This is a genomic window from Nocardia puris (assembly GCF_003315035.1).
GTDB classification, from domain to species: domain Bacteria; phylum Actinomycetota; class Actinomycetes; order Mycobacteriales; family Mycobacteriaceae; genus Nocardia; species Nocardia puris.
The window spans coordinates 818,565-840,430 of sequence record NZ_QNRE01000002.1; the positions used below are offsets into that span (position 1 = coordinate 818,565).

Here is a 21,866-nt window from a genome sequence, read left to right on the forward strand (position 1 = left end):
GGTGGCGACATAATCGGTAATCGTGACGACCAAGGGCACCGGACGCGGCAGGCCGCGCGGGACCAGCAAGCGCGAACTCGAGCTCATCGCCATGCGCCTGTTCACCGAGCGCGGCTTCGAGAACACCACCGTGGAGGACATCGCCGCCGCGGCCGGTGTCAGCGGCCGCACGTTCTTCCGTTACTTCCCCGGCAAGGGCGAGGTGCTGTGGTACCAGTTCGACGAGGAGGTGCGCGCCCTGCGCGCGGCCTTCGACGCCGTCGCCGACGACGTGCCCATGATGACCGCGGTGCGCCGAGTCGTGGTGAACGCCAACCGATATCGCGCCGAGGACGTGCCCGAGCTGCGCACCCGGATGGGGCTGGTCGCCTCGGTCCCCGCCCTGGCCGCCAGCGCGGGCGCGCACTACGACGCGTGGGAGCGCGCGGTCAGCGCGTTCGCCGCCCGCAGGCTCGGCCAGTCCCCCGACGACCTGGTCCCGATGGCCGTGGGCCGCACCGCGCTGGCCGCCGCGCGCGCCGCCTTCGACGCCTGGCTGCGCGGGGCCGACGCCGACCTCACCGTCTACCTGGACCGCGCATTGCTGGCGCTGGAGCGGGGATTCGCGCCCGAGACGTGCATCGTGCACACCGACCCGCAGGTTTCGGCGGCGAAGACGATGGGGTATGACTAGGCTCGGACTCGGCACGGGCCGAGCGCACGACGATCCCGACACCACCACGTCGAAAGGGGCTGGAGTTTCCATGTCCGAGGTATCCATGGGCCTTTCGGCGGATCCCCTGTCCACGGGACCGGTGGACAATCTGCTCCCCCAGTTGGTCGAGCACCTGCGGCAGAACCGCACCGCGCTGCGCGAGGAGTGGGCGCGCCGCATCACCGACGCCCAGTTGCTCACCGCCATGACCCCGGAGGAGATCTTCTCCGAGGCCACTTCCATCTACGACAACTACGTCGAGGCCCTGGAAACCGGTAGCGTCGAGGCGCTGCAGGCCTACGCCCGCGACCTGTCCGAGCGCATCATCCCGCGAGGCGTCGAGACCGACGAGGTCATCGGCATCGTCCTGCTGCTGCGAGATGTGCTGGCGCGCTCGCTGTTCGAGAAGTACCAGACCAATTTCGAGCTGCTCAACCACGTGCTCGACGCCTACGAGCCTGCCGCCAACCGCATCGCGAGCACGGTGGCCATCTCCTTCGTGCAGGAGCGCGAGCGCGTCATCCGCCAGCAGCAGGAAGCCATCCGCGAGCTGTCCACCCCGGTGCTGCAGGTGCGCGAACAGCTGCTCATCCTGCCCATCATCGGCGTGCTGGACAGCCAGCGCGCCCGCCAGCTCACCGAACAGCTGCTGCGCGCGATCCGCGCCAACCGCGCCAAGGTCGTCGTCATCGACATCACCGGTGTGCCCGACATCGACTCCACGGTGGCCAACCACCTGGTGCAGACGGTCGACGCCTCCGGCCTGATGGGCGCCAACGTCATCATCACCGGCCTGTCCTCGGAGATCGCGCTCACCCTGGCCACCATCGGCCTGGACCTGTCGAAGATGAACGCGGTGGGCGACCTCCAGGGCGGTATCGAGGAGGCCGAGCGCCTGCTCGGCTACGAAGTGACCCGCGGGACCGATCGCGTCACCGAGCGCGACGGTCGCTGATCGGGCCGCCCGATGCCGGTACCCATCCTCAAGCAGGGGACCTACCTCATCGCGTCGGTCCAGTCCGCGCTGACCGACGCCGACACCGAGCGCCTGCGCGACGACCTGATGAAACAGGTCAGCAAGTACCGCGCGCACGGCATCATCGTCGATGTCACCGCGATCGACGTGCTCGACTCCTTCGCCGCCAGATCGCTGCGCACCATCGCGCACATGACCCAGCTGCGCGGCGCGGAGACCGTGATCGTCGGATTACAGCCGGAGGTCGCGTTCGCCATGGTGCAGCTCGGCCTCACCTTCGACGACATGCACACTGCCCTGGACCTGGAGGAAGGGCTGGCTTGGCTGGAAAACAAATCTTCCGGACGGCGCCATCGAGACGGTCGTGACAGTGGCCGCTGAGATCTTGGTGATCACGGTGAAGGTGTCCGGCGACATCGTCACCGCACGAACAGCCGGGAGGGAACTGGCGGCCGAGCTCGGCTTCTCGTTGACCGACCGCACCATGATCTCGACCGCGATCTCCGAAATCGCCCGCAATATCACCAGTTACGCCGGGATCGGCGAGATCCGGCTGCTCGTCGACGACCGCGAGGGCAGGCGGGCGCTGGTGGTGCAGGCCAAGGATCAGGGCCCCGGCATCCGCGACATCCCCCGCGCGCTGGAGGACGGGTACTCCACCGGGCGCGGCCTCGGCTTGGGCCTGCCCGGCGCGCGCCGGCTCATGGACCGGCTCACCATCGACTCCGCGCCCGGCCGCGGCACGTTGGTGGAGATGTGGAAGTGGGTACCCAACGGTGCATGAGGACGGCTTCATCGGCCGCATCGAATGGGCGGCGGCCGGACGTGCCCTGCCCGGCCAGCGGGTGTCCGGCGACCGCTGCGTGGTATTGGACTCCGGCGGCGGCACGGTGTTGTTCGCGGTGCTCGACGGGCTCGGGCACGGCGCGGCGGCCGCCGACGCGGCCGACCGGGCGGCCCAGGTGCTCGCGGAGAACCGCGGCGAACCGCTGGACGTGCTGATGGTGCTGTGTCATCGGGCCATGGCCGACACCAGGGGCGCCGCGGTGTCGCTGGCGCTGTTCGACGTCAACGACAGCATCCAGTGGCTCGGCGTCGGCAACGTGGAGACGCGGGTGCTCAGCGCGGGCCCCGTCGGGCTCAACGTGAAAGCCACCGTGCTGCTCACGGCGGGCATCGTCGGCTACCGGCTGCCGCAGCACCTGCAACCCCAGACCGTGCAGGTGCGGGCGGGTGATCTGCTGGTCATGTCGACCGACGGCATCGTCCCCGAGTCCGGCGAGGACATCGACCTGTCCCGCTCCACCGCCGAGATCACCGCCGACATCCTCGCCAAGCACGCCAAGGACACCGACGACGCCCTGGTCCTCGCGGCCCGCCATCGCGGCGGCGCGGCGAACGGGTTCAGATGACCGGCCGCCGATGAGTGCCGTGCTCGCCGCCTTCCTCGACGATTACGCCGTCGCGCTGCGTCACCACCTGGCGACGCGCACGCAGGACAGTCTCGAGGAGGGCTACGAGCTGGGGCGCCGGGCGCTGGTGGAGAGCATCAGCCTGCTCGACCTCACCGAGCACCACTTCCGGCTGGCCACCGAGGCCGCCGCCGAATCCGGTGATCCGCGCGTCACCGAGACGGCGCTGGAGTTCCTGCTCCAGACGCTGGCCGCGCTCGACATCGCCACCCGCGGCTACCTCGACGGCACCCGCCGGGCCGAGCAGCAGCGGACCCGCGCCGACGATCTCGCCGGGCGCGACGCGTTCCGCACCGCGCTGGTGGAGTCGTTGCAGGACGGGTTCTTCGTCGCCGACGCGCGCGGCACCATCACCGAGGTGAACTCGGCGTTCGGCGCGCTCACCGGGTACGGGGCGGCGGATCTGCCGTTCGCCCTGCCGCATCCGTGGTCGCTGCCGACCGGCTCGCGCTATCCGGATCTGGGCACCGAGGCCCTGCGTTTCGTGCTGCCGATCCGGCACCGCGACGGGCGCGAACTGTGGCTGGCGGTGAGCACCAGCGCGCTGGTGAAGCCGGAGAACAACGAACTGATCTATGTCGGCACCGTCCGCGACGTCACCGCCGAGCACGACGCGCAGGCCCGCGACCAGGCCGCGTCCCGCCTGGCGACAGCGGTGGGCGCGGCGACCAGCGTGGTCGAAGTCCTGGCCGTGGGCCTGGACGAGTTGCGCCGCACGGTGGGCGCGCAGTCGGCGGTGGTGACCGTGTGGCCGAGCCGCACCGCCGAACCGGAGGTGTATGTCTCCGGGAACGTGGACCATTCGGGCGCCGAAGGCGATCCCACGGCCCTCGACGACGGGGAGCGCGCCCTGCTGGACCGGGCGCGCCGCCGCTCGCCACGCAGCCTGGCCACCGTGCCCGAAGGTGGGGAGAGCGCGGTCGGCATCGTCGCCCCGCTCGGCGAAACCGGCGACGCCGCACTGCTTCTGCGCTTCGCCGCGCCCCGCGCCGTCACGGCCGCCGACTGGACGTTGTTCTCGCTGCTGATCGGTCACCTGAGCCTGGCCGTGCAGCGGGCGCGCAACTTCGATCAGGCGCGCTCCACCTCGCTCACCCTGCAACGGGCCATGCTCGGCCCCATCGAACTGCCGCCCCGGTTCTCGGTGCACTACGAACCGGCCCTGCCGCCGCTCGAGATCGGCGGCGACTGGTACGACGTGGTGCCGCTGCGCGACGGCACCATCGGTGTGGTGGTCGGCGACTGCGTGGGCCGAGGACTGTCGGCGGCCGTGGTGATGGGCCAATTGCGTTCGGCGGGAAGGGCTCTGCTGTTGCGCGGGGCCGGGCCCGCGCAGTTGCTCGCCGAACTCGACACCGTCGCGAGCCGGATTCCCGGCGCGATGTGCACCACGGTCTGCGCGGCCGTGCTGGACCCGGTGCGCGGCGTCCTGCGCTACAGCAGCGCGGGCCATATGCCGCCGATCCTCGCCGACGTCGGCAGCACCGGCCGCATGCTGGAGGGCGGACGCTCGGTGCCGCTGGCGACCTTCGAGATGCCGCGCAGGCCCGAGGCCACCACCGCGCTCTCGCCCGGGTCGACGCTGGTGCTGTTCACCGACGGGCTGGTGGAGCAACGTGGCGTCGACATCGACGACGGGTTCGCCAAGATCGCCGCGGTGCTGGCCGACACGCCGGGCAAGCTGCCGCGAGAGGTGGCCGACGCGGTGCTCTCCCGCCTGCGCCCGGCCGCCGGATACGACGACGACGTCGCGATGGTCGTCTATCGGCAGCCGCCCGCCCCGCTGCACCTGGACGTGCCCGCGCGCGCCGACGAACTGTCCGCGCTGCGGCGTTCGCTCAAGGACTGGTTCGCCGCAGCCGCCGTGCCGCACGACCTCGCCTCCGATCTGGTCGCCGCCGCGAACGAGGCGTGCAGCAACAGCATCGAGCACGCGTACCGCAACGGGGCCGCCGCGTCGGGGCGGGTGCGCCTGTCGGCCCAGTGCGACACCGAACAGGTCGTCATCGAGATCACCGACACGGGCAGGTGGAAGCCGCGCCCGGCCGACCCCGGGCATCGCGGCCGCGGCATCGACATGATGCGCGCGCTCACCGAGGAACTGCACATCGACCACGGCGAGGACGGCACCCACGTCCGCATGTCGGTCACCCTGCCCGCCATCAAATCCCCCGTCGCCAACCCGCTGCGCGGCACCCACCGCCGCCTGAGCTGAGCCGGAAAAAATCTCCCGGAAAAATTTCGCGGCGGTGTCGATTCGAGTCGATCCCCGTTCGACCTAGGTGTGAAAGGGTCCGAACGGGACCCGGAACACGATCCGAGGAGAGACAACCATGAAGTACATGCTGATCATGCGCGCGACCGACGAGGGTATGGCGAAGATGGGCGAGATCGACTTCGCCGAAATGCTCGAGACCATGGGCAGGTTCAACGACGAGCTGATCCGGGCGGGTGTGCTGGTCGCCGCCGAGGGACTCGACGACCCCGCCGACGGTGTCGTCGTCGACTACGAGTCGGAGACGCCCGTGGTGACCGACGGCCCGTACGGCGAGACGAAGGAGCTGTTCGGCGGCTTCTACATCCTCAACGTGGCCTCCAAGGAAGAGGCCATCGAGTGGGCCAAGCGCATTCCCGGCAACGGCCCCGGCTTCAAGACCGAGATCCGCCGGGTGCCGTCCATCGACGAGTTCCCGCAGGACAATGTGTGGATCCAGAAAGAGCGCGCGTGGCGCGAGTCCACCGGTCAGCTCTGAGCGGAGCCCGCTGAGCGACTTCGATGAGTGATCACACCGGCCGGGCGGCGGTCGCCGCCGTCTGGCGCATCGAATCGGCGCGGATCGTCGGCGCGCTCGCCCGCTACACCGGCGATTTCGCCCTCGCCGAGGACCTCGCCCAGGAGGCGCTGGCCGAGGCGCTGGTGACCTGGCCGCGCGACGGCGTGCCGCACAATCCGGCGGGCTGGTTGCTCACCGTCGGCCGCAGGCGCGCGATCGACACCTTCCGCCGCCGCAGCGCGCTCGACACGCGGTACGCCGCTCTCGCCGGGGAACTCGGTGAGGGCGGTGCCGCGACCGGCGGCGCGCCCACCGACCCGTCCCGCGAAGGAGTCGATGTGCTGTGGGACCCCGACCGCATCGACGACGACGTCTTGGCCCTGATGTTCGTCTCGTGCCATCCCGTGCTGAGCCGGGAGGCGCGCGTCGCGCTCACCCTGCGCGTTGTGGGCGGCCTGACCAGCGACGAGATCGCCAAGGCGTTCCTGGTGCCGCCCGCCACCGTGCAGGCGCGCATCACGCGCGCCAAGAAGACGCTCGCCGCCGCGCGGGTGCCGTTCGAGGTGCCGCCCGCCGCGCAGCGCGCCGAGCGGCTCGGCTCGGTGCTGAGCGTGGTGTACCTGATCTTCACCGAAGGGTCCTCGGCCACTTCGGGTTCCGGCCACATCCGCTTCGACCTGGCCGGGGAGGCACAGCGGCTGGCCCGCGTGTTGTCGCGCCTGGTGCCCGACGAACCCGAGGTGTACGGGCTGCTGGCGCTGCTGGAACTCACCGCCGCGCGGTTCCCCGCGCGCACCGGCCCCGACGGGCGTCCCGTCCTGTTGGAGGATCAGGACCGCCGCCGCTGGGATCGGTCCGCCATCACGCGCGGGCGCGCCGCCCTCGCGCGCGCCGCCGAATCGGGGCGCGGACTCGGCGCCTACGGCCTGCAAGCGGCGATCGCCGAATGTCACGCCGTCGCGGCGTCGGTCGAGGACACCGACTGGGACCGCGTCGTCGTCCTCTACGAAGCCCTCGGCCGTCTCGCCCCCTCCCCCGTGGTCGAGCTCAACCGCGCCGTGGCCGTAGCCATGGCCTCGGGCCCCGCCCAGGCCCTCCCCCTCGTCGACCGCCTCATCGCCGAAGGGGCCCTCCCCAACTCGCACCTGCTCCCCACGGTGCGCGGCGAACTCCTCACCCGCCTGCGCCGCCCCGCCGAGGCCCGCACCGAATTCGAACGCGCTCTCGCCCTGTGCGGCAACGAGAACGAGCGCGACGTCCTGAGACAGAAACTCGACAAGCTGGACTGAGCGCCGATCGTGCTCCGCACCCGGCGTCGCGGCGGCCGCGATCGTCCTGGCCGCCACCGGCGCCGAGGGCGCGCGACGCCGGGTCGCGGATCGAGGTGTGACCCGCACCGGCCAACCCATCTTCTTGCGACGCAGATCACATCGGGCTACCCTCATCGCAATCTGAGACGAGTCGGTATCAGATTTCCGGCCCGCCCGGCCGGAACCTGCGGTAGCACAAGGAATGACGATGGACTCTCCGTTCGTATCGGTCGGCTTGCCGGTGGCGCTGGCGGTCATCATGTTCGGCCTCGGACTGTCTTTGACGGTCGCGGACTTCGCCCGCGTCGCCAAGAACCCCCGCGCGGTCACCATCGCGCTGGCCTGCCAGCTGCTGGCGCTCCCGGCGGCGGCGTTCGGCCTGGTGCTGCTGTTCGATCTGCCGCCGGTCCTCGCCGTCGGCATGATGCTGCTGGCCGCCTCCCCCGGCGGCACCACCGCCAACCTCTACAGCCACCTGTTCCGCGGCGACGTGGCGCTGAATGTCTCTCTCACCGCGGTCAATTCGGTGATCGCGGTGGTCACTTTGCCGTTGGTCACCAACTTCGCGATCGGCTACTTCGATCCCGCCGGTGACGCGGGCACGGTCGGGTTGCAGTTCGGCAAGGCGGTGCAGGTGTTCGCGATCGTGTTGGTGCCGGTGGCGCTGGGCATGGTGGTGCGGCGCTTGGCGCCCGGTTTCGCCGATCGGATGGACCGCCCGGTGCGGATCGGCTCGGCGCTGATGCTGGTGCTCGTGGTGCTGGGCACCATGCTGGCCGAGCGCGACAACCTGCTCGACTACCTGATCGACGTCGGCCCGGTCACCGTGCTGTTCTGCCTGGTCAGCCTGTCGGTGGGCTACTTCGTCCCGCGCAGGCTCGGCGTGGACGCCCGCCAGTCCATCGCGTGCTCGATGGAGATCGGTATCCACAACAGCACCATCGCGATCACCATCGCCATCAGCGTCCTGGACAGCACCGAGATGGCCGTGCCCGCCGCGGTGTACGGCGTGCTGATGTTCCCGCTCGCCGCGATCTTCGGCTGGCTCATCACCCGCAAACACGCGCGAGCCGCGGTCCCCGCGGCCGGCTGACCCGCTACAGGCCGGTGAGCTTGCGGTCGGTGCTCTCGGAGGCGCGCCAGATGTCGACGACCTCGGCATGACCGTTGGCCACCAGCCAGTTCACCGTGATCTTGGTACCCGAGATCGAGGTGCGGTTCGGGTTGAGCTCGGCGTAGGACCTCGGCTCGGGTGTCAGTTCCCGGATGACTCGCGCCTGCGCCAGGCTCGCGTGCTCGGGCAGCGGTTTACCGGTGGTGCGGAAGCGCACGTCCCAGTGGACCTGTCCGCCCACGGCCAGCTCCCGCAACGCCTCGGCGACAACGGGTTCCGCCCCGGGCACACCCGCGGCCACCTCCGCGGTGGTCAGCCACCGGTCACCCGCGGCGTGCAGGCGGAGCAGGATCTCCATCTCCAGGGGATCGGCGACCTCGAGCAGTCGCATCAGGACCTTGTGCACGTCCACCGTCGAACTCCGAATCCGGGTACCGCGTGAGCGGCGCGAACGCGCGGTGCACGACGGTCTCGTTCTTCCCCGAACGCCGGGAATATCCGCCGAGGCACGTCCGGCGTTACGACGCGCCCGGCCGCGGCGAGCCGCACGTCAGTAGGCACCGTCGCCGGCCACGACGGCCGTGAGGGTGCGCGCGATGATGCGCAGATCGAGCCCCATCGACCAGTTCTCCACGTAGGACAGATCGAGCCGGTAGGACTCCTCCGGTGACAGGTCCGAGCGGCCACTCACCTGCCACAGCCCCGTGATGCCCGGTTTCACCAGCAGGCGGCGCCGGATCGTGCCGTCATAGCCCGCCACCTCGCGCCACACCTGCGGGCGGGGGCCGACCACGCTCATATCGCCGCGCAGCACGTCGAAGAACTGCGGCAGTTCGTCGAGGCTGTATTTGCGCAGGATGCGGCCGACCGGGGTGACGCGCGGATCGTCGGCGAGTTTGAAGAACGACGCGCCGCCGCCGTGTGCGGCGATCAGCGCCTCCGCGTGCCGGTCCGCGTCGGTGGTCATGCTGCGGAACTTCGTCATCCGGAAAGGCTTGCCGTCCAGGCCGATTCGTTCGGAGCGATAGAACACCGGCCCGGCGCTGCTCACTTTCACCGCGACCGCGATGGCGATCAGCACGGGAGCCGTGAGCAGGAGCGCGGTGAGGGCGAACGCCATGTCGAACGTGGCTTTGAGCCGGGCGGTGGCGCGATCGTAGCGGGGTTTGCCGACGTGCAGCATGGGCACACCGGCGACGGTGTGGCTGCTGAGCCGGATCCGGGCCACGTCGATCACACCGGGCGCGATGATGAGTTCGGCGCCGAGGGGGTCGAGTTCCCAAGCCAGGCGCCGGATTTCGCCCGCGCCCGCACCGCCGCCGGGCGCGACCACCACGTAGTCGGCGCCGGTGCGGCGCACCGCGGCGATCACCGCGCGATGGTCACCACCGGGCGTCTCGCCGGGCGGCACCACGCCCACGACACCGTATCCGCCGTGCGCGGCCATCGTGCCCGCCATCTCCCGGGCCGCCTGCGCGGCGCCGTAGACGACCACCGACCCGCGCCCCGGCCCGGCGGGCGAGGCCCGGCGCCGCGCCGAGCGCCACGACCAGCGGGTGAGGACCAAGCCGAAAAGCCCTGCGGGCATAGCGATCACGAGATACCCGTGCAGCGAGTCGGCGCGCAACATCCCGGCGGCGATGGCGAACAGTCCGAAGACTTGCACGGTGGCCACCGCCAGCCTGCGGTACTCCTCGACGCCGGCGGCCATGACGCGCGCCGAGCGTGTGCGGTGCGCCGAGCAGGCGAGCAGCCACGCGCACGCCAGCGCCAGCGACGTCGCGGCGCCGGCGCTCGTGACCCATTCGCGCACGTCACCGCGCGGCGTCTGCCCGTTGTACCACTGCGCGAGCCCGACTGCCGCGGCGATCACCAGGGCGTCGGTGGCGAACACCCGGCGCGCGTGCCTGCCCCGCGATCGGACTTGGTCGATCCGAGGGAATTCGAGTACCGGGGCGTGCAGACCGGCGGGCGCGCGGTCGATTATCGATTCCATGAACCTGTATCCATTTTTCCCTGCGTACTTCGAGCCCCGCCGCACAGCTGTTTCTCGACACGGTGGCACGAAGTTTGCCACCGGCTCGCCAATCGTCTCGCGGAGAACGCAACTTACTTGTGCAAGAGTGTCGCAGAAAGGGCCCCCGATGCTACACACCTATGGCGAGCATCACAGTTTGCACCTTTTATAGGAGAAACTCGATGATTAAACGAACAACTGGCAATGTCGCGGCTACGCCAGCCTACCATCTCATGAATCGCCTCTACCAGCAATTTTACTGGCAGTTGTCGTGAAAATAGCAGGTGTTCCTGGATTGCCGTCGCCCGCCCTCAGTTGACTGGGAGTATGCGGGTGAGTCAGAACACGTTCCATTAGTTCGCGCTATGAAGAGGAGGCGCGAGACAGATCGGTTTGCTATAAGTGTGCTGTACGAAACTTTTCGCCGAGAATTCGCGGCGGGGTGTGGCGCGCGCTCAGCAATGGTTGTACTGTCGACTGCGTTCGACTTGGGGGTCGCGAATCAGCGTTGAAAAATTCGTTCTGCGAAGTTTCTCTAGGGAGACCCCTGTGCGTTGCCGCCTGTGCAATTCCCCGTCACTGACGTCGGTGCTCGACCTCGGCGCCACACCGCCGTGCGAGAGCTTCCTCGCCGCGGACGCCCTCGACCTGCCCGAGGCCACCTATCCCCTGCACCTGCGCCGCTGCGACGCGTGCCTACTACTGCAACTGCCCGAACTGGTGACTCCGGACGAGATCTTCACCGAGTACGCGTACTTCTCGTCGTTCTCCGACAGCTGGGTAGCGCACGCGCGCGCCTTCGTGGACAGCGCGATCGGCCGGCTCGGCCTCGGCGCGGACTCGTTCGTGGTCGAAGTCGCCAGCAACGACGGCTATCTGCTCCAGCACGTCGTCGCGGCCGGCATCCCGTGCCTGGGCGTCGAACCCTCGGCCAACGTCGGGGCCGCGGCCCGCGCGAAGGGCGTGCCCACCGAGACCGCCTTCCTGGACGAGGCCCGCGCGAGCGCGCTGCGCGCCGCGCACGGGCCCGCCGACCTGGTCGTCGCCAATAACGTCTACGCGCACGTGCCGGATCTGCTCGGCTTCACCCGCGCGCTGCGCACGCTGGCCGCCGACGACGGCTGGGTGTCGATCGAGGTGCACCACGCGCTGAACCTCGTCCGCGACAACCAGTTCGACACCATCTACCACGAGCACTTCCAATACTTCACGCTGGCCACCGCCGCGCGAGCGCTGGCCACCGGCGACCTCACCGTGGTCGACGTCGAGCCGATCCCGAGTCACGGTGGCTCGCTGCGCCTCTGGGCCCGCCCCGGCACGGCGCACCGCCCGAGCGAGCGGGTGGCCGAGGTGCTCGCCGCCGAGGCGGCCGCCGGCCTGCACGACCCCTCCGGCTACGACGGACTGCGCCCACGCACCGAGGCGGTCCGCCACGACCTGCTGCGCTTCCTGCTCGACGCGCGCGCCGCGGGCCGGCGCGTCGTGGGCTACGGCGCGCCCGGCAAGGGCAACACCCTGCTCAACTACTGCGGAATCCGGCCCGACCTCCTGGCCTACACCGTGGACCGAAACCCTTATAAACACGGCAGATTCACGCCAGGCGCCCGCATCCCGGTCCGGCCCGTGGAGGTCATCGCGCGGGACCGGCCCGACGTGGTGCTGATCCTGCCGTGGAATCTGGAGCGCGAGCTGGTCACCCAGCTCGCCCATGTCGCCGAGTGGGGCGGGCGGCTGGCGGTGCCGATGCCGTCGCTGCGCGTCATCGACCCGGCGGAGATCGCGAGGCGAGTGGCATGAAGGTCGTCTTGTTCTGCGGCGGATACGGGATGCGGATGCGCGGCGGGTCATCCGACGCGGCGCCCAAGCCGTTGCAGATGGTGGGTCCGCGACCGCTGATCTGGCACGTGATGCGCTACTACGCGCACTTCGGGCACACCGAATTCATCCTGTGCCTGGGCTACGGCGCCGAGCACATCAAGAACTACTTCCTGACCTACCAGGAGTCGATGTCCAACGACTTCGTCATCCGCAACGGGCAGGTCGAGCTGCTGCACACCGATATCAGCGACTGGACCATCACCTTCGTCGACACCGGCGTGGAATCCGCGATCGGCGAACGCCTGCGGCGGGTCCGCCCGCACCTGGGCGAGGACGAGTACTTCCTGGCCAACTACTCCGATGTGCTCACCGACGCACCGCTGGACGAGATGATCGAGAAGTTCACCGCCTCCGGCGCGGCCGCCTCGATGATGATCGTGCCGCCGCAATCCTCGTTCCACTGCGTGGATGTGGGCACCTCGGGCGAGATCTCGGGCATCACGCCGGTGTCGCGGTTGCCGCTGTGGGAGAACGGCGGCTACTTCGTGCTCACCCAGGACGTGTTCGACCTGCTGCCCCCGGGCGGCGACCTGGTGGAGGACGCGTGCGGCGCGCTCGCCCGGCAGGGGCGGCTGTTCGGCTACCAGCACTTCGGCTTCTGGAAGCCCGCCGACACGTTCAAGGAACGCGCCGAACTCGACGCCGCCTATCAGCACGGCGACCGGCCCTGGATGGTGTGGGAGCGCGACGCGCGATGATTGCTCTCGACACCGGCGCGCTCACCGAGATCGCCGTTCTCGGCGCCCACTGCGACGACATCGCCATCGGCATGGGCGGTGCGCTGCTCGCCGCCGTCGCGGCCAATCCGGGCCTGCGGGTGCACGCGCTGGTACTCAGCGGCGGCGGCTCGCCGCGCGAGGCCGAGGAGCGCGACGCGCTGGCGGACTTCTGCGCGGGCGGCTCGGTGCGGCTCACCGTCCTCGACATCCCCGACGGGCGCGCGCCCGGCCACTGGGAGCGGATCAAGGACGCGCTCGCGGAGTTCCGGCGCGGCCTGCGCACCGATCTGGTGTTCGGACCGCACCGGTGCGACGCGCACCAGGACCACCGGCTGCTGGCCGAGCTGGTGCCCACCGAGTTCCGCGACCACCTCGTGCTGGGTTACGAGATCCCCAAGTGGGAGGCCGAATCCTGGCGGCCCTCGGTGTACCTGCCGCTCACCGCGGAGCACGCCGAGCACAAATCGCGGTTGCTGCACAAGCACTATCGCTCGCAGACCGGTCGCGACTGGTTCGACGAGCGGACCTTCCTCAGCGTGGCCCGCTTGCGCGGCGTGCAGTGCCGTGCCCCCTACGCCGAGGCTTTCTCCTCGGACAAAGCCGTCCTCCAACTCGGGAACAGGTGAAACGATGCGCGTCCTCCTCACCGGCCATCAGGGCTATCTCGGCTCGGTCATGTCGGCGCGCCTGCGCGCCGCCGGCCACGACGTGATCGGGCTCGACACAGGCTATTTCGCCGAGTGCGTGCTCGGGCCGGAGCCCGACGATCCGCCGGGGCACCGGATCGATCTGCGCGACGTCACCGCCGAGCACGTCGCCGGCGTCGAGGCGATCGTGCATCTGGCCGCCCTGTCGAACGATCCGCTCGGTTCCCTCGCACCCGAGATCACCCACGAGATCAACCGCCACGCGTCGGTGCGGCTGGCCCGCCTGGCGCGCGAGGCCGGGGCGCGGCGGTTCCTGTACGCCTCCACCTGTTCGGTCTACGGGTCGGCCGACGGGCTGGTGACCGAGGACGCCACCCTGCGCCCGCTCACCCCGTACGCGGAGAGCAAGGTGCGGGTCGAAGACGATCTGCTGACCCTGGCCGACGCGGACTTCTCCCCCGTGTTCCTGCGCAACGCCACGGCTTTCGGCATCTCGCCGCGCCCGCGTCTCGACATCGTGCTGAACAATCTGGTGGCGCACGCGGTGACCAGCGGGGAGATCCGCGTGCTGTCCGACGGCACGCCGTGGCGGCCGCTGGTGCACGCCGACGACATCGCCCGCGCCTTCGAGACCGCTCTCACCGCGCCGCGGGACCGGATCCACTGCCGCGCGTTCAATATCGGCCACGAGGCGAACAACATGACCGTCGCGCAGATCGCCGACGCCGTCGCCGATGCGGTCCCGGGCGCGCGGGTGGTGATCACGGGCGAGACCGGGCCCGATCCGCGCTCGTACCGGGTCGATTTCACCGCCGCCCGTGACGATCTCGGCTTCCGCGCGGACCGCACGGTCGCCGACGGCGCGCGCGAACTCCATCGCGCCTACGTCGAATACGGCTTGGCCGCAGCGGATTTCGACCGCTACACCCGGCTGGCGCAACTGCGGCAGCTGGAGTCCGAAGGCAGCCTCGACGCGTCGCTGCGCCTCACGGCGCGGGCTCGGTGAGTCCGGTGCGCGAGCGTGATCCGAGCTGCCGGGCCTGCGGAGGGCGGCAATTGACCAGGGTGCTGGACCTCGGCGCGATGCCGGCGACCGATTACTTCCCGCGCCCGGGCCAACCCGAGGCGGCGCCGGTGCCGCCGCTGCGCATGGCGGTCTGCCGGGACTGCGGTCTCGCCCAGCTCGAATCCGGCGGCTACGAGGGGCGCGAACCCGAATCCGTCGAACCGCGCGCGCTGCGCGATCAAGCCGTCGACGCGATCGCCGAGGTGGCGCGCGCGGGGCTGCTGACGGGGCGCACGGTGCGTGAATTCCCCAGTCCGCACGGCGGTTCCTGGCTCGGTCCGCTCTCGGCGGCCGGGCTCGAGCCTGTGACCACCGGACCGGCCGACGTGGTGGTCGACTGCTTCGGCCTCATGCACGAACCCGATCAGCGCGCCGCGTTCGCCCGGCGCGCGGCGGCCACCGCGCCCGGTGGCGTGCTGCTGCTGCAATACCACTCGCTGCGGGCCATCCTGACCGGTCGCCAGTGGAATGCGTTGCGCCACGGCCATTTCGCGTACTACAGCCTGCCCGTGCTGACGCGGCTGCTCGCCGGCGCGGGCCTGTCGGTGACGACCACGTGGCGGTTCCCGCTCTACGGCGGGACGGTGCTGCTCGCCGCGGTGCACGGCGCCGCGGAACCGGACCACCGCGTGCGTGACCTGCTCGCCGACGAGGCGTTCTGCGCCGATCCCGCCGCCGCGAGCGACCTGCAACAGGCCGCCGATGACGACCGCGCGACGCTGCGCCGCTGGCTCGAGGACGAAAAGCGCTGCGGCAACACCGTCTACGCGTACGGCGCGGCTTCCCGCGCGGTCGCGCTGTTCGCCGCCGCCTGCCTCGACCGGACGCTGCTCGCCGGCGTCGCCGACGCGGCGCCCGCCAAGCAGGGCCGCCGCATGCCGGGCACCGACATCCCGATCATCACGCCCGCCGAGCTCGTCGCCGCGCGACCCGACCGGGTCCTGCTCACCCTCGCCGACCTGCTGCCCGAGGTCTCCGCCGCGCTGCCCGCACTCGCGGGGGCCTGGGTGGTCGATCCGCGCCGCGGCCCGGTCCCCGCCACACCATTGCCCACACCGACGTGAGCACGCCTATGCCTCAGTTCTCTGCTGTACCGAAGGAAAAGACCGGCGGACACCATGATTCGCCGGACACCGCGGCCCCGCGACGGGGCGGGCCGTTTCGCTGTCGGATCCACTGATGAAGGTTGTCATGTCCTCCCACTTCTCGCGGCGTGCGCGTCGCGTCCTCACCACCGGCGTCGCCCTCACTGCGGCCGCGATCCTCACCACCGGCCTCACCGGCACCGCCGCGGCCGAGATCGAGAGCTCCAACCAGATCGTCGACAGCGCGGGCCGCACGGTCTCGGCGATCCAGGCCGACACCCGCATCGACTTCGTGGCCCCGCTCGACGGCAACCCGCTCACCCGCGAGTGGTTCCACCACGGACGCGCCGGATTCACCGTGGCAGGCCCCGACGCCGGGAACTGGTCGGGCCGCATCACCCTCGGCTACCAGGTCGGCTACCCGGCCACCGCGGGCGGCAAGCTGAAGTTCGAGTACTCGACGCCCGGCCTGGGCGTGGAGCTGGGCACCGGCGCCGTCGTCAAGATCGAGGGCCTGATCCCGCGCGGCGGCATCGAATTGGAGGTCGGATTCGGTCCCGGCATCCAGACCGTCGAGGTCGCCTCGGGCGAGATCTCCGGCACCGACGGGTTCCTCCGCGTCTCCGGCTTCCATTCCACCGTGACCGGCGTGGTCGGCCCCACCACGATCCGGCCGTTCGTGTCGGTGGTGGGCGCATCGGGTGACACCGTGGTGACCTACGGTCCCACGTGGACCACCTGAGCGATGTCCATCTCGGTATGCGTGCCCGCGTTGAACGCGGGCCGCACCTTGGAAGCCACCCTCGCCTCGCTGCTCGCGCAGGACGCCGACTTCGAGCTGGTGGTGCTGGACAACGCGAGTACCGACCGCACGGCCGAGATCGCCCACGCGTTCGACGATCCCCGCCTCCGGTACCACGCGAACGACCGCGTGCTGCCGATCGGGGCCAACTGGAACAAGGCCGTCCGGCTGTCCACCGGCACGCTGGTGAAAGTCGTGTGCGCCGACGACATCCTGCTGCCGGGTGCGCTGGCGCGCCAGCGCGAGGTGCTGGCGAACCCGCGCGTCACGGTGACGGCCTCGCGTTTCCGGGTGATCGACGAGGCGGGCGCGGTGCTCGACGACGATCTGGGCCTGCCCGGCCTGATCGGGGTGCGCGACCCGCGCACGTTCGTGCGCACCCTGGTGCGGCGCGGACCGGCCGAGTTCGGTCCCACGGCGGCCGCGATGTTCCGGCGCGAATTGTTCGACCGCGTCGGCGGTTTCCGCGGGGACCTGGTGTTCCCCATGGACATCGACCTGTTCGCCAGGATCGGCGCGTTCGGGGTGTTCGCCGGGCTGTCGGACGTGCTCGCCGCCTGGCGGCACTCGTCGTTCAACCTGTGCAGCACCACCTCCACCGTGAGCAAACTGACCGAACAGCTGCGCTTCCACCACCGGATGGCGGCCGAATACCCGGACCTGATCGGCGCGAGCGACGTGATGGGCGGCGACGGCCGGCTCGTGCGCACCGCGCTGGAGCGGGTGCGGGTCCGGGTCGCGGCCCTGGCCCACGGGGGCCGCGGATGACGACGCCACACGTCCACATGACCGGCGCGGAGTGGTTCGGCTCCGCGCCGGGCGGTCTGAACCGGTACTTCACCGACCTGTACACCGCGCTGTCGCGGCACCCCGGAATCACCGTCAGCGCAGCGGCTTTCGGCGAGGCGCCCGGCGGTGGGCACAGCTGGGGCCCCACGGGTGGTTCGACGTTGCGCCGCGCGACCCGCGCGTTCACCGATCGCGGTGCCGCGCCGCCACCGGGCGCGATCGTGGACCGGCATTTCGCGCTGTACGGTCCCGCCGCGCGGCGCGACCCCTTGGTCGTGCATTTCCACGGCCCGTGGGCCGCCGAAAGCCGAGCCGGGGGCGCGGGCCGGCTCGGGGTCGCCGCGAAGTACGCGGTGGAGCGACTGCGCTATCGTGGCGCGGACCGGATCGTGGTGCTGTCCAACCACTTCCGCGATCTACTGGTCCACGACTATCGCGTGCCCGAGGACCGGGTGACGGTCATCCCGCCGGGCATCGACGCCGACCGGTACGCCGCGGCCGACACCGCACCGGACGCGCCCACGGTGCTGTGCGTGCGACGGCTCGAACGGCGCATGGGCATCGACCGGCTCATCCGCTCCTGGCCCGACGTGCTGGCCGAGCATCCCGGCGCGCGCCTGCTGATCGTGGGCACGGGCACGGCCGAACACGAGCTGCGCGCCATGGCCGACCTCTACTACCACCGCAGCTCCCTGGAATTCCTTGGCCGGGTGGACGACGCCGAACTCGCCGGCCTGTACGCGCGAGCGACGGTGACGGTAGTGCCGTCGATCGCGCTGGAGGGCTTCGGGCTCATCGCTCTGGAATCCCTGGCCGCCGGGCGCGCGCCGATCGTCACCGACTGCGGCGGACTGCCCGATTCGGTGCGCGCGCTGGATGATTCGCTGATCGTGCCGTCCGGCGACCCCGACGCGCTCGCGGCGCGGCTCGTCGCCGCGCTGGACGGCAAGGTTCCCACGCCCGAACGGTGCCGCGCGCACGCGCGAACCTTCTCCTGGGCGGCCGCCGCCGAGCGGCACGCCGCCCTGTACCGGGAGCTGACCGGATGATCAAGGCCGTCTTCCTCTCCCACACCGCCGCGCCCTCCGGCGCGGAGCTGGCCACGATGCGCCTGCTCACCGCGCTGCGCGACTCCCCGCTCGGCGCCGTGGACCCGGTCATGGTGTGCACCGAGCCCGGTCCGATGGTGACCGCCCTGCGCGCCCGGGGCATCCCGGTCACCGTGTACGCCAACGACTTCGACAACCGGTCCATGACCATCACCGGCTCCTCCCCGCTGCGGCTGCTCACCGGCGGCTTCTCGCTCGCCCGGATCGGCTGGCGGCTCGGCGCCCTCGTGCGCGACGAACACGCCGACGTGGTCGTCGCCGCCAGCGTGAAAGCGCTGCTGATGGGAGCGCTGGCCGCGCGCCGGGCGGGCGTCCCCCTGGTGTGGCAGGTGCACGACCGGGTGAGCGCCGAGTACTTCGGCCGGTTGCTCGCTCCCTTGGTCCGGCTGCTGGCCGTGCTCTGCTGCGCCGGGCTCATCGCCAACAGCCGCGCCACCGAACGCTCGTTGCCGACGCGGCGGGTCCCGACCGTGGTCGCCTACCCGGGCATCGAATTCGACGCCGACCACGAACGCTCACCCCAGCGCCCGCCCGCCGACACCGTGGTCGCGATCGTGGGCCGCCTGACCCCCTGGAAGGGACAGGACGTCGCCCTGCGGGCACTGGCCGCTACCACTATCCGGCCACGCCGCGTGCTGGTGGTGGGCGGAACGTTCTTCGGGGAACAGGACTTTCGCGCGGAGCTGGAGGCGCTCGCCGCCGAGACCGGTCTGCCCGTCGCCTTCACCGGTCACGTGGACGACCCCGCCGCGCTCATGCGCGAGGCCGACATCCTGGTGCATTGCTCGGTGCTCGCCGAACCGTTCGGGCAGGTCGTCGTGGAGGGCATGCGCGCGGGCTGCGCCGTGGTCGCCGCCGACGCGGGCGGCCCGGCCGAGATCGTCGAGTCCGAGGTCGACGGCCTGCTCGTCGCCCCGCGCCACGACGACCTCGTCCGCGCGCTCGACCGGTTGATCGGCGATCGCGGCCTGCGCATCCGTCTGGGCGAGCGGGCCCGCGTGCACGCCCGCCGCTTCGACATCACCGATTCGGCGGCGATCGTCGCCGGATTCCTCACCACCACGGTCCACGGGGCCGGACGCGCGAAGGCGGTGCGGACATGAGCGAGCACCGGCACGCCCGCCTGCGCGAGATCGGCGCGGTGCTGCGCGACATCGTCTACGTGATGTTCGGCAAGTACGGCCAGTACCTCATCACCTTGGCCACCGTGCCGCTCACCGCCCGCGTCCTCGGCCCCGAGGGCATGGGCCTGCTCGCCATCGGCATGGCCGCCTACTTCATCGGCTCGCTGCTGGTGGACCTGGGCATCACCTCGTTCCTCGCGGCCCTGGTGCCGCGCGGCGGACCCCAGCTGGCCACGCTGCGCGGCAACTACCTGCTCATCCGCGTCGCCGTCCTCGCCGCCCTCGGTCTGGCGCTGGGGGCGCAGTGGGCGCTCGGCGCGCCCGCCGCCGTGCACATGGTGTTCCTCGGGCTGTTCGTCGGCGGCATGTGGGCGGTGTCGGAGGACTGGATCCTCATCGGCGAAGGCCGTTTCGGCACCTCGACGGTGTACCAGGGCATCGCGCGAGTCTGCTACCTGGTGCTGCTGGTGGTGTTGCTGCCGCGGTTCCCGTCGGCGTCGGCGGCACTGCTGTGCCTGCTGGGTTCGGCGCTGATCGTGCTCGCGCTCACCTGGTTCGACGTCGTGCGCAGGCACGGCAAACCGGGCACGCCGCACGACGTGGGCGCCACCCTGCGGATCGGCGCGCCGGTGCTCACCGCACGCCTGCTGGTCAGCAGTTACGGGCAGGGCGCGGCCGTGGTGTACGCGGCGGTGCTCGACGCCGTGTCGCTCGGCCTGTTCTCGGCCGGGGACCGGCTGGTGCGCGCGGTGCAGTCCATGCTCGATCCGATCGGGCTCGCCATGCTCCCGCGCATGGCGCGCGACCAGGGCGCGGATCGCTTCTGGCGCACCACGATCCGAGTTTTGGGAGCCTGCGTGACCGCGGCCGTGGCGGCGGTCGCACTGATCTGGGTGACCGCGCCGCTGCTGATCGGACTGCTGTTCGGCAGCGAATTCGCCGACGCCGTCACCCTGCTGCGGGTGGAGGCGCTGATCCTGCCCGCCACCACCATCTCGTCGTTCCTCACCACGGCGGTGCTGCCGGTCCGGCAGGACACCGCCGGGGTGTTCATCGGCGCCTGCGTCGGCGTGGCCGTCGCGGGCGTCGCCTTGGCCGCGGGCGCGCGCAACCACTCGGTGTGGGCGCTGGTCTACGGGACCGTCGCGGCCGAATTCGCCGTCGCCGGTTGGTATCTGCTGCGCGCCCGTCAACTGTATCGCCGCGACGGCGGACCGGCCGGGGCGGCGGTCACGCCCGCGCCCCGGATTGGAGAGAAGCTATGAAGATCCTGTTCGTCGGCGACGACTGGGTGGGCAGCAACGCCCGCTCCCTGGCCGAGGGCTTCCGTCAGGCCGGGCACGAAGTCGTCGTCATCGACACCACCACCGTGACGCTGCCCGACCGCTGGTCGGCGCCCTGGGCGTATTCGAAGGTCGCCGGGCACCGCTCCCGGGGCAGCGTCGCCGCCGTGCACACCCGCATCGACCGGGTCGCCACCATGCTGCGCCCGGATATGTTGTTCGTGTTCAAGGGGATTCACCTCGACCAGCAGCGCCTGCTCGAGACGCCCGCCGCGCTGCGGGTGCACTACAGCCCCGACGACGTGTCCAACCCGGAGAACCTGACGCCGGAATACCTCGCGCACGAGAAACTCTGGGACCTGGTGGTCACCACCAAGCGCCACAACGTGGGCGAGCTGCTCGACCGCGGCGCCCAGCAGGTGAAGTACGTGCACAGCGCCTACGACCCGGCCTGGCACCGGCCCAGCGCGCGGCGCGGTTCGCGATTGTTCCTGGTGGGGTTCATCGGGGTCGAGCGCCCCGACCGCAGTGCGGCGATGGTGTCGCTGGCCCGAGCCTACGGCGCGCGCATGCTGGTGAGCGGGCCCGGGTGGCGGCGCAACGCGGCGCTGCGGGCCACCCGCGCCGAGATCGGCGACGGCGCCTACGGCGAACAGTTCTCCATCACGGTCGCCTCCATCGTCGCGAACCTGGTACTGCTGAACTCCGACAACCGTGACACCCACACCTGCCGCAGCTTCGAGATCCCCGCCGCCGGTGGCCTTTTCGTCGGACAGCGCACCGACGACCACGCCGAGCTGCTCGACGAGGGCACCGAATGCCTGCTGTTCTCCACCGCCGAGGAACTCGACGACATCCTCGAATGGTGCGCGGGCCATCCGGAGGAGGCGGCGCGCATCGCCGAGGCCGGGTATCGCCGCATCGCCAGCGGCAGGCACCGCTACGTCGACCGGGCCAGGGAGATCCTCGATGCGCTGGGCTGACCCGGGACCCCGTGGGGTGCGATC

22 protein-coding genes are annotated in these 21,866 nt (G+C 70.8%); 20 read left to right on the forward strand and 2 right to left on the reverse strand.

Going from position 1 to position 21,866, the window contains the following annotated elements; genetic code table 11:
* The first annotated feature begins 22 nt into the window (after positions 1-22).
* The 9 genes from mftR to DFR74_RS09495 all read left to right on the forward strand — a co-directional run bounded on the left by mftR (position 23) and on the right by DFR74_RS09495 (position 8,319).
* Positions 23-673 (forward strand): mycofactocin system transcriptional regulator, encoded by a 651-nt coding sequence (gene mftR / locus DFR74_RS09455; protein WP_067514281.1) that lies wholly within the window; start codon positions 23-25, stop codon positions 671-673.
* A gap of 70 nt (positions 674-743) precedes the next feature.
* Positions 744-1,649, forward strand: coding sequence for an STAS domain-containing protein (locus DFR74_RS09460; protein ID WP_067514280.1), 906 nt, complete (start codon positions 744-746; stop codon positions 1,647-1,649).
* Between the two features lie 12 nt (positions 1,650-1,661).
* Complete coding sequence (locus tag DFR74_RS09465) at positions 1,662-2,051, forward strand: STAS domain-containing protein (RefSeq protein WP_067514279.1); 390 nt, start codon at positions 1,662-1,664, stop codon at positions 2,049-2,051.
* Complete coding sequence (locus DFR74_RS09470; RefSeq protein WP_067514278.1) at positions 2,041-2,454, forward strand: ATP-binding protein; 414 nt, start codon at positions 2,041-2,043, stop codon at positions 2,452-2,454. The genes DFR74_RS09465 and DFR74_RS09470 overlap by 11 nt, the downstream gene beginning before the upstream one ends.
* Positions 2,447-3,082 (forward strand): SpoIIE family protein phosphatase, encoded by a 636-nt coding sequence (locus tag DFR74_RS09475; RefSeq protein WP_067514277.1) that lies wholly within the window; start codon positions 2,447-2,449, stop codon positions 3,080-3,082. The genes DFR74_RS09470 and DFR74_RS09475 overlap by 8 nt, the downstream gene beginning before the upstream one ends.
* A gap of 10 nt (positions 3,083-3,092) precedes the next feature.
* Positions 3,093-5,357 (forward strand): SpoIIE family protein phosphatase, encoded by a 2,265-nt coding sequence (locus tag DFR74_RS09480; protein WP_067514276.1) that lies wholly within the window; start codon positions 3,093-3,095, stop codon positions 5,355-5,357.
* A gap of 118 nt (positions 5,358-5,475) precedes the next feature.
* Complete coding sequence (locus tag DFR74_RS09485; protein ID WP_067514275.1) at positions 5,476-5,895, forward strand: YciI family protein; 420 nt, start codon at positions 5,476-5,478, stop codon at positions 5,893-5,895.
* A gap of 23 nt (positions 5,896-5,918) precedes the next feature.
* Positions 5,919-7,205, forward strand: a complete 1,287-nt coding sequence (locus tag DFR74_RS09490) for an RNA polymerase sigma factor (RefSeq protein ID WP_067514274.1) — start codon at positions 5,919-5,921, stop codon at positions 7,203-7,205.
* Between the two features lie 229 nt (positions 7,206-7,434).
* Positions 7,435-8,319, forward strand: coding sequence for a bile acid:sodium symporter family protein (locus DFR74_RS09495; protein ID WP_067514291.1), 885 nt, complete (start codon positions 7,435-7,437; stop codon positions 8,317-8,319).
* A gap of 4 nt (positions 8,320-8,323) precedes the next feature.
* Here DFR74_RS09495 and DFR74_RS09500 read toward each other — a convergent pair whose 3' ends face one another.
* On the reverse strand, positions 8,324-8,752 hold the full coding sequence (locus tag DFR74_RS09500) for a hypothetical protein (RefSeq protein WP_067514273.1): 429 nt from the start codon (positions 8,750-8,752) through the stop codon (positions 8,324-8,326).
* 138 nt (positions 8,753-8,890) lie between these two features.
* Positions 8,891-10,336 carry a sugar transferase gene (locus DFR74_RS09505; protein WP_113975023.1) on the reverse strand — a complete coding sequence of 482 codons (1,446 nt, stop codon included), beginning with the start codon at positions 10,334-10,336 and terminating at the stop codon, positions 8,891-8,893.
* A 570-nt stretch (positions 10,337-10,906) separates the two neighbouring features.
* On the opposite strand from DFR74_RS09505, the gene DFR74_RS09510 reads away from it, so the two are divergent.
* The 11 genes from DFR74_RS09510 to DFR74_RS09560 all read left to right on the forward strand — a co-directional run bounded on the left by DFR74_RS09510 (position 10,907) and on the right by DFR74_RS09560 (position 21,842).
* Positions 10,907-12,154, forward strand: coding sequence for a class I SAM-dependent methyltransferase (locus DFR74_RS09510; protein ID WP_067511151.1), 1,248 nt, complete (start codon positions 10,907-10,909; stop codon positions 12,152-12,154).
* Positions 12,151-12,933, forward strand: a complete 783-nt coding sequence (locus DFR74_RS09515; RefSeq protein ID WP_067511152.1) for a sugar phosphate nucleotidyltransferase — start codon at positions 12,151-12,153, stop codon at positions 12,931-12,933. The genes DFR74_RS09510 and DFR74_RS09515 overlap by 4 nt, the downstream gene beginning before the upstream one ends.
* Positions 12,930-13,580, forward strand: a complete 651-nt coding sequence (locus DFR74_RS09520; protein ID WP_067511153.1) for a PIG-L deacetylase family protein — start codon at positions 12,930-12,932, stop codon at positions 13,578-13,580. The genes DFR74_RS09515 and DFR74_RS09520 overlap by 4 nt, the downstream gene beginning before the upstream one ends.
* A 4-nt stretch (positions 13,581-13,584) precedes the next feature.
* Positions 13,585-14,607, forward strand: coding sequence for an NAD-dependent epimerase/dehydratase family protein (locus tag DFR74_RS09525; protein WP_067511154.1), 1,023 nt, complete (start codon positions 13,585-13,587; stop codon positions 14,605-14,607).
* 5 nt (positions 14,608-14,612) lie between these two features.
* Positions 14,613-15,731 (forward strand): class I SAM-dependent methyltransferase, encoded by a 1,119-nt coding sequence (locus tag DFR74_RS09530; RefSeq protein ID WP_267898898.1) that lies wholly within the window; start codon positions 14,613-14,615, stop codon positions 15,729-15,731.
* Positions 15,732-15,846: 115 nt separating this feature from the next.
* Positions 15,847-16,494 carry an MspA family porin gene (locus DFR74_RS09535; RefSeq protein ID WP_228788461.1) on the forward strand — a complete coding sequence of 216 codons (648 nt, stop codon included), beginning with the start codon at positions 15,847-15,849 and terminating at the stop codon, positions 16,492-16,494.
* Positions 16,495-16,497: 3 nt separating this feature from the next.
* Positions 16,498-17,322 (forward strand): glycosyltransferase, encoded by an 825-nt coding sequence (locus DFR74_RS09540; protein ID WP_067511155.1) that lies wholly within the window; start codon positions 16,498-16,500, stop codon positions 17,320-17,322.
* A gap of 17 nt (positions 17,323-17,339) precedes the next feature.
* Positions 17,340-18,392, forward strand: coding sequence for a glycosyltransferase family 4 protein (locus DFR74_RS09545; RefSeq protein ID WP_067511156.1), 1,053 nt, complete (start codon positions 17,340-17,342; stop codon positions 18,390-18,392).
* The gene (locus tag DFR74_RS09550) at positions 18,389-19,555 is read left to right on the forward strand and encodes a glycosyltransferase family 4 protein (RefSeq protein ID WP_067511157.1); all 1,167 of its coding nucleotides are present in this window, start codon (positions 18,389-18,391) and stop codon (positions 19,553-19,555) included. The genes DFR74_RS09545 and DFR74_RS09550 overlap by 4 nt, the downstream gene beginning before the upstream one ends.
* The gene (locus DFR74_RS09555) at positions 19,552-20,841 is read left to right on the forward strand and encodes a lipopolysaccharide biosynthesis protein (protein WP_067511158.1); all 1,290 of its coding nucleotides are present in this window, start codon (positions 19,552-19,554) and stop codon (positions 20,839-20,841) included. The genes DFR74_RS09550 and DFR74_RS09555 overlap by 4 nt, the downstream gene beginning before the upstream one ends.
* Positions 20,838-21,842, forward strand: a complete 1,005-nt coding sequence (locus DFR74_RS09560; RefSeq protein ID WP_067511159.1) for a CgeB family protein — start codon at positions 20,838-20,840, stop codon at positions 21,840-21,842. Before DFR74_RS09555 ends, DFR74_RS09560 begins: the two co-directional genes overlap by 4 nt.
* Positions 21,843-21,866: the final 24 nt, after the last annotated feature.

Excerpts from the sequence above, each read along its gene's own strand:
- DFR74_RS09545 (WP_067511156.1), top strand. The coding sequence starts at position 17,340 with ATGACCGGCGCGGAGTGGTTCGGCTCCGCGCCGGGCGGTCTGAACCGG.
- DFR74_RS09490 (WP_067514274.1), top strand. The coding sequence starts at position 5,919 with ATGAGTGATCACACCGGCCGGGCGGCGGTCGCCGCCGTCTGGCGCATC.
- DFR74_RS09535 (WP_228788461.1), top strand. The coding sequence starts at position 15,847 with ATGAAGGTTGTCATGTCCTCCCACTTCTCGCGGCGTGCGCGTCGCGTC.
- DFR74_RS09465 (WP_067514279.1), top strand. The coding sequence starts at position 1,662 with ATGCCGGTACCCATCCTCAAGCAGGGGACCTACCTCATCGCGTCGGTC.
- DFR74_RS09550 (WP_067511157.1), top strand. The coding sequence starts at position 18,389 with ATGATCAAGGCCGTCTTCCTCTCCCACACCGCCGCGCCCTCCGGCGCG.
- DFR74_RS09485 (WP_067514275.1), top strand. The coding sequence starts at position 5,476 with ATGAAGTACATGCTGATCATGCGCGCGACCGACGAGGGTATGGCGAAG.
- DFR74_RS09520 (WP_067511153.1), top strand. The coding sequence starts at position 12,930 with ATGATTGCTCTCGACACCGGCGCGCTCACCGAGATCGCCGTTCTCGGC.
- DFR74_RS09525 (WP_067511154.1), top strand. The coding sequence starts at position 13,585 with ATGCGCGTCCTCCTCACCGGCCATCAGGGCTATCTCGGCTCGGTCATG.
- DFR74_RS09555 (WP_067511158.1), top strand. The coding sequence starts at position 19,552 with ATGAGCGAGCACCGGCACGCCCGCCTGCGCGAGATCGGCGCGGTGCTG.
- DFR74_RS09460 (WP_067514280.1), top strand. The coding sequence starts at position 744 with ATGTCCGAGGTATCCATGGGCCTTTCGGCGGATCCCCTGTCCACGGGA.
- DFR74_RS09495 (WP_067514291.1), top strand. The coding sequence starts at position 7,435 with ATGGACTCTCCGTTCGTATCGGTCGGCTTGCCGGTGGCGCTGGCGGTC.
- DFR74_RS09560 (WP_067511159.1), top strand. The coding sequence starts at position 20,838 with ATGAAGATCCTGTTCGTCGGCGACGACTGGGTGGGCAGCAACGCCCGC.
- DFR74_RS09515 (WP_067511152.1), top strand. The coding sequence starts at position 12,151 with ATGAAGGTCGTCTTGTTCTGCGGCGGATACGGGATGCGGATGCGCGGC.
- DFR74_RS09480 (WP_067514276.1), top strand. The coding sequence starts at position 3,093 with ATGAGTGCCGTGCTCGCCGCCTTCCTCGACGATTACGCCGTCGCGCTG.
- DFR74_RS09505 (WP_113975023.1), bottom strand. The coding sequence starts at position 10,336 with ATGGAATCGATAATCGACCGCGCGCCCGCCGGTCTGCACGCCCCGGTA.
- DFR74_RS09540 (WP_067511155.1), top strand. The coding sequence starts at position 16,498 with ATGTCCATCTCGGTATGCGTGCCCGCGTTGAACGCGGGCCGCACCTTG.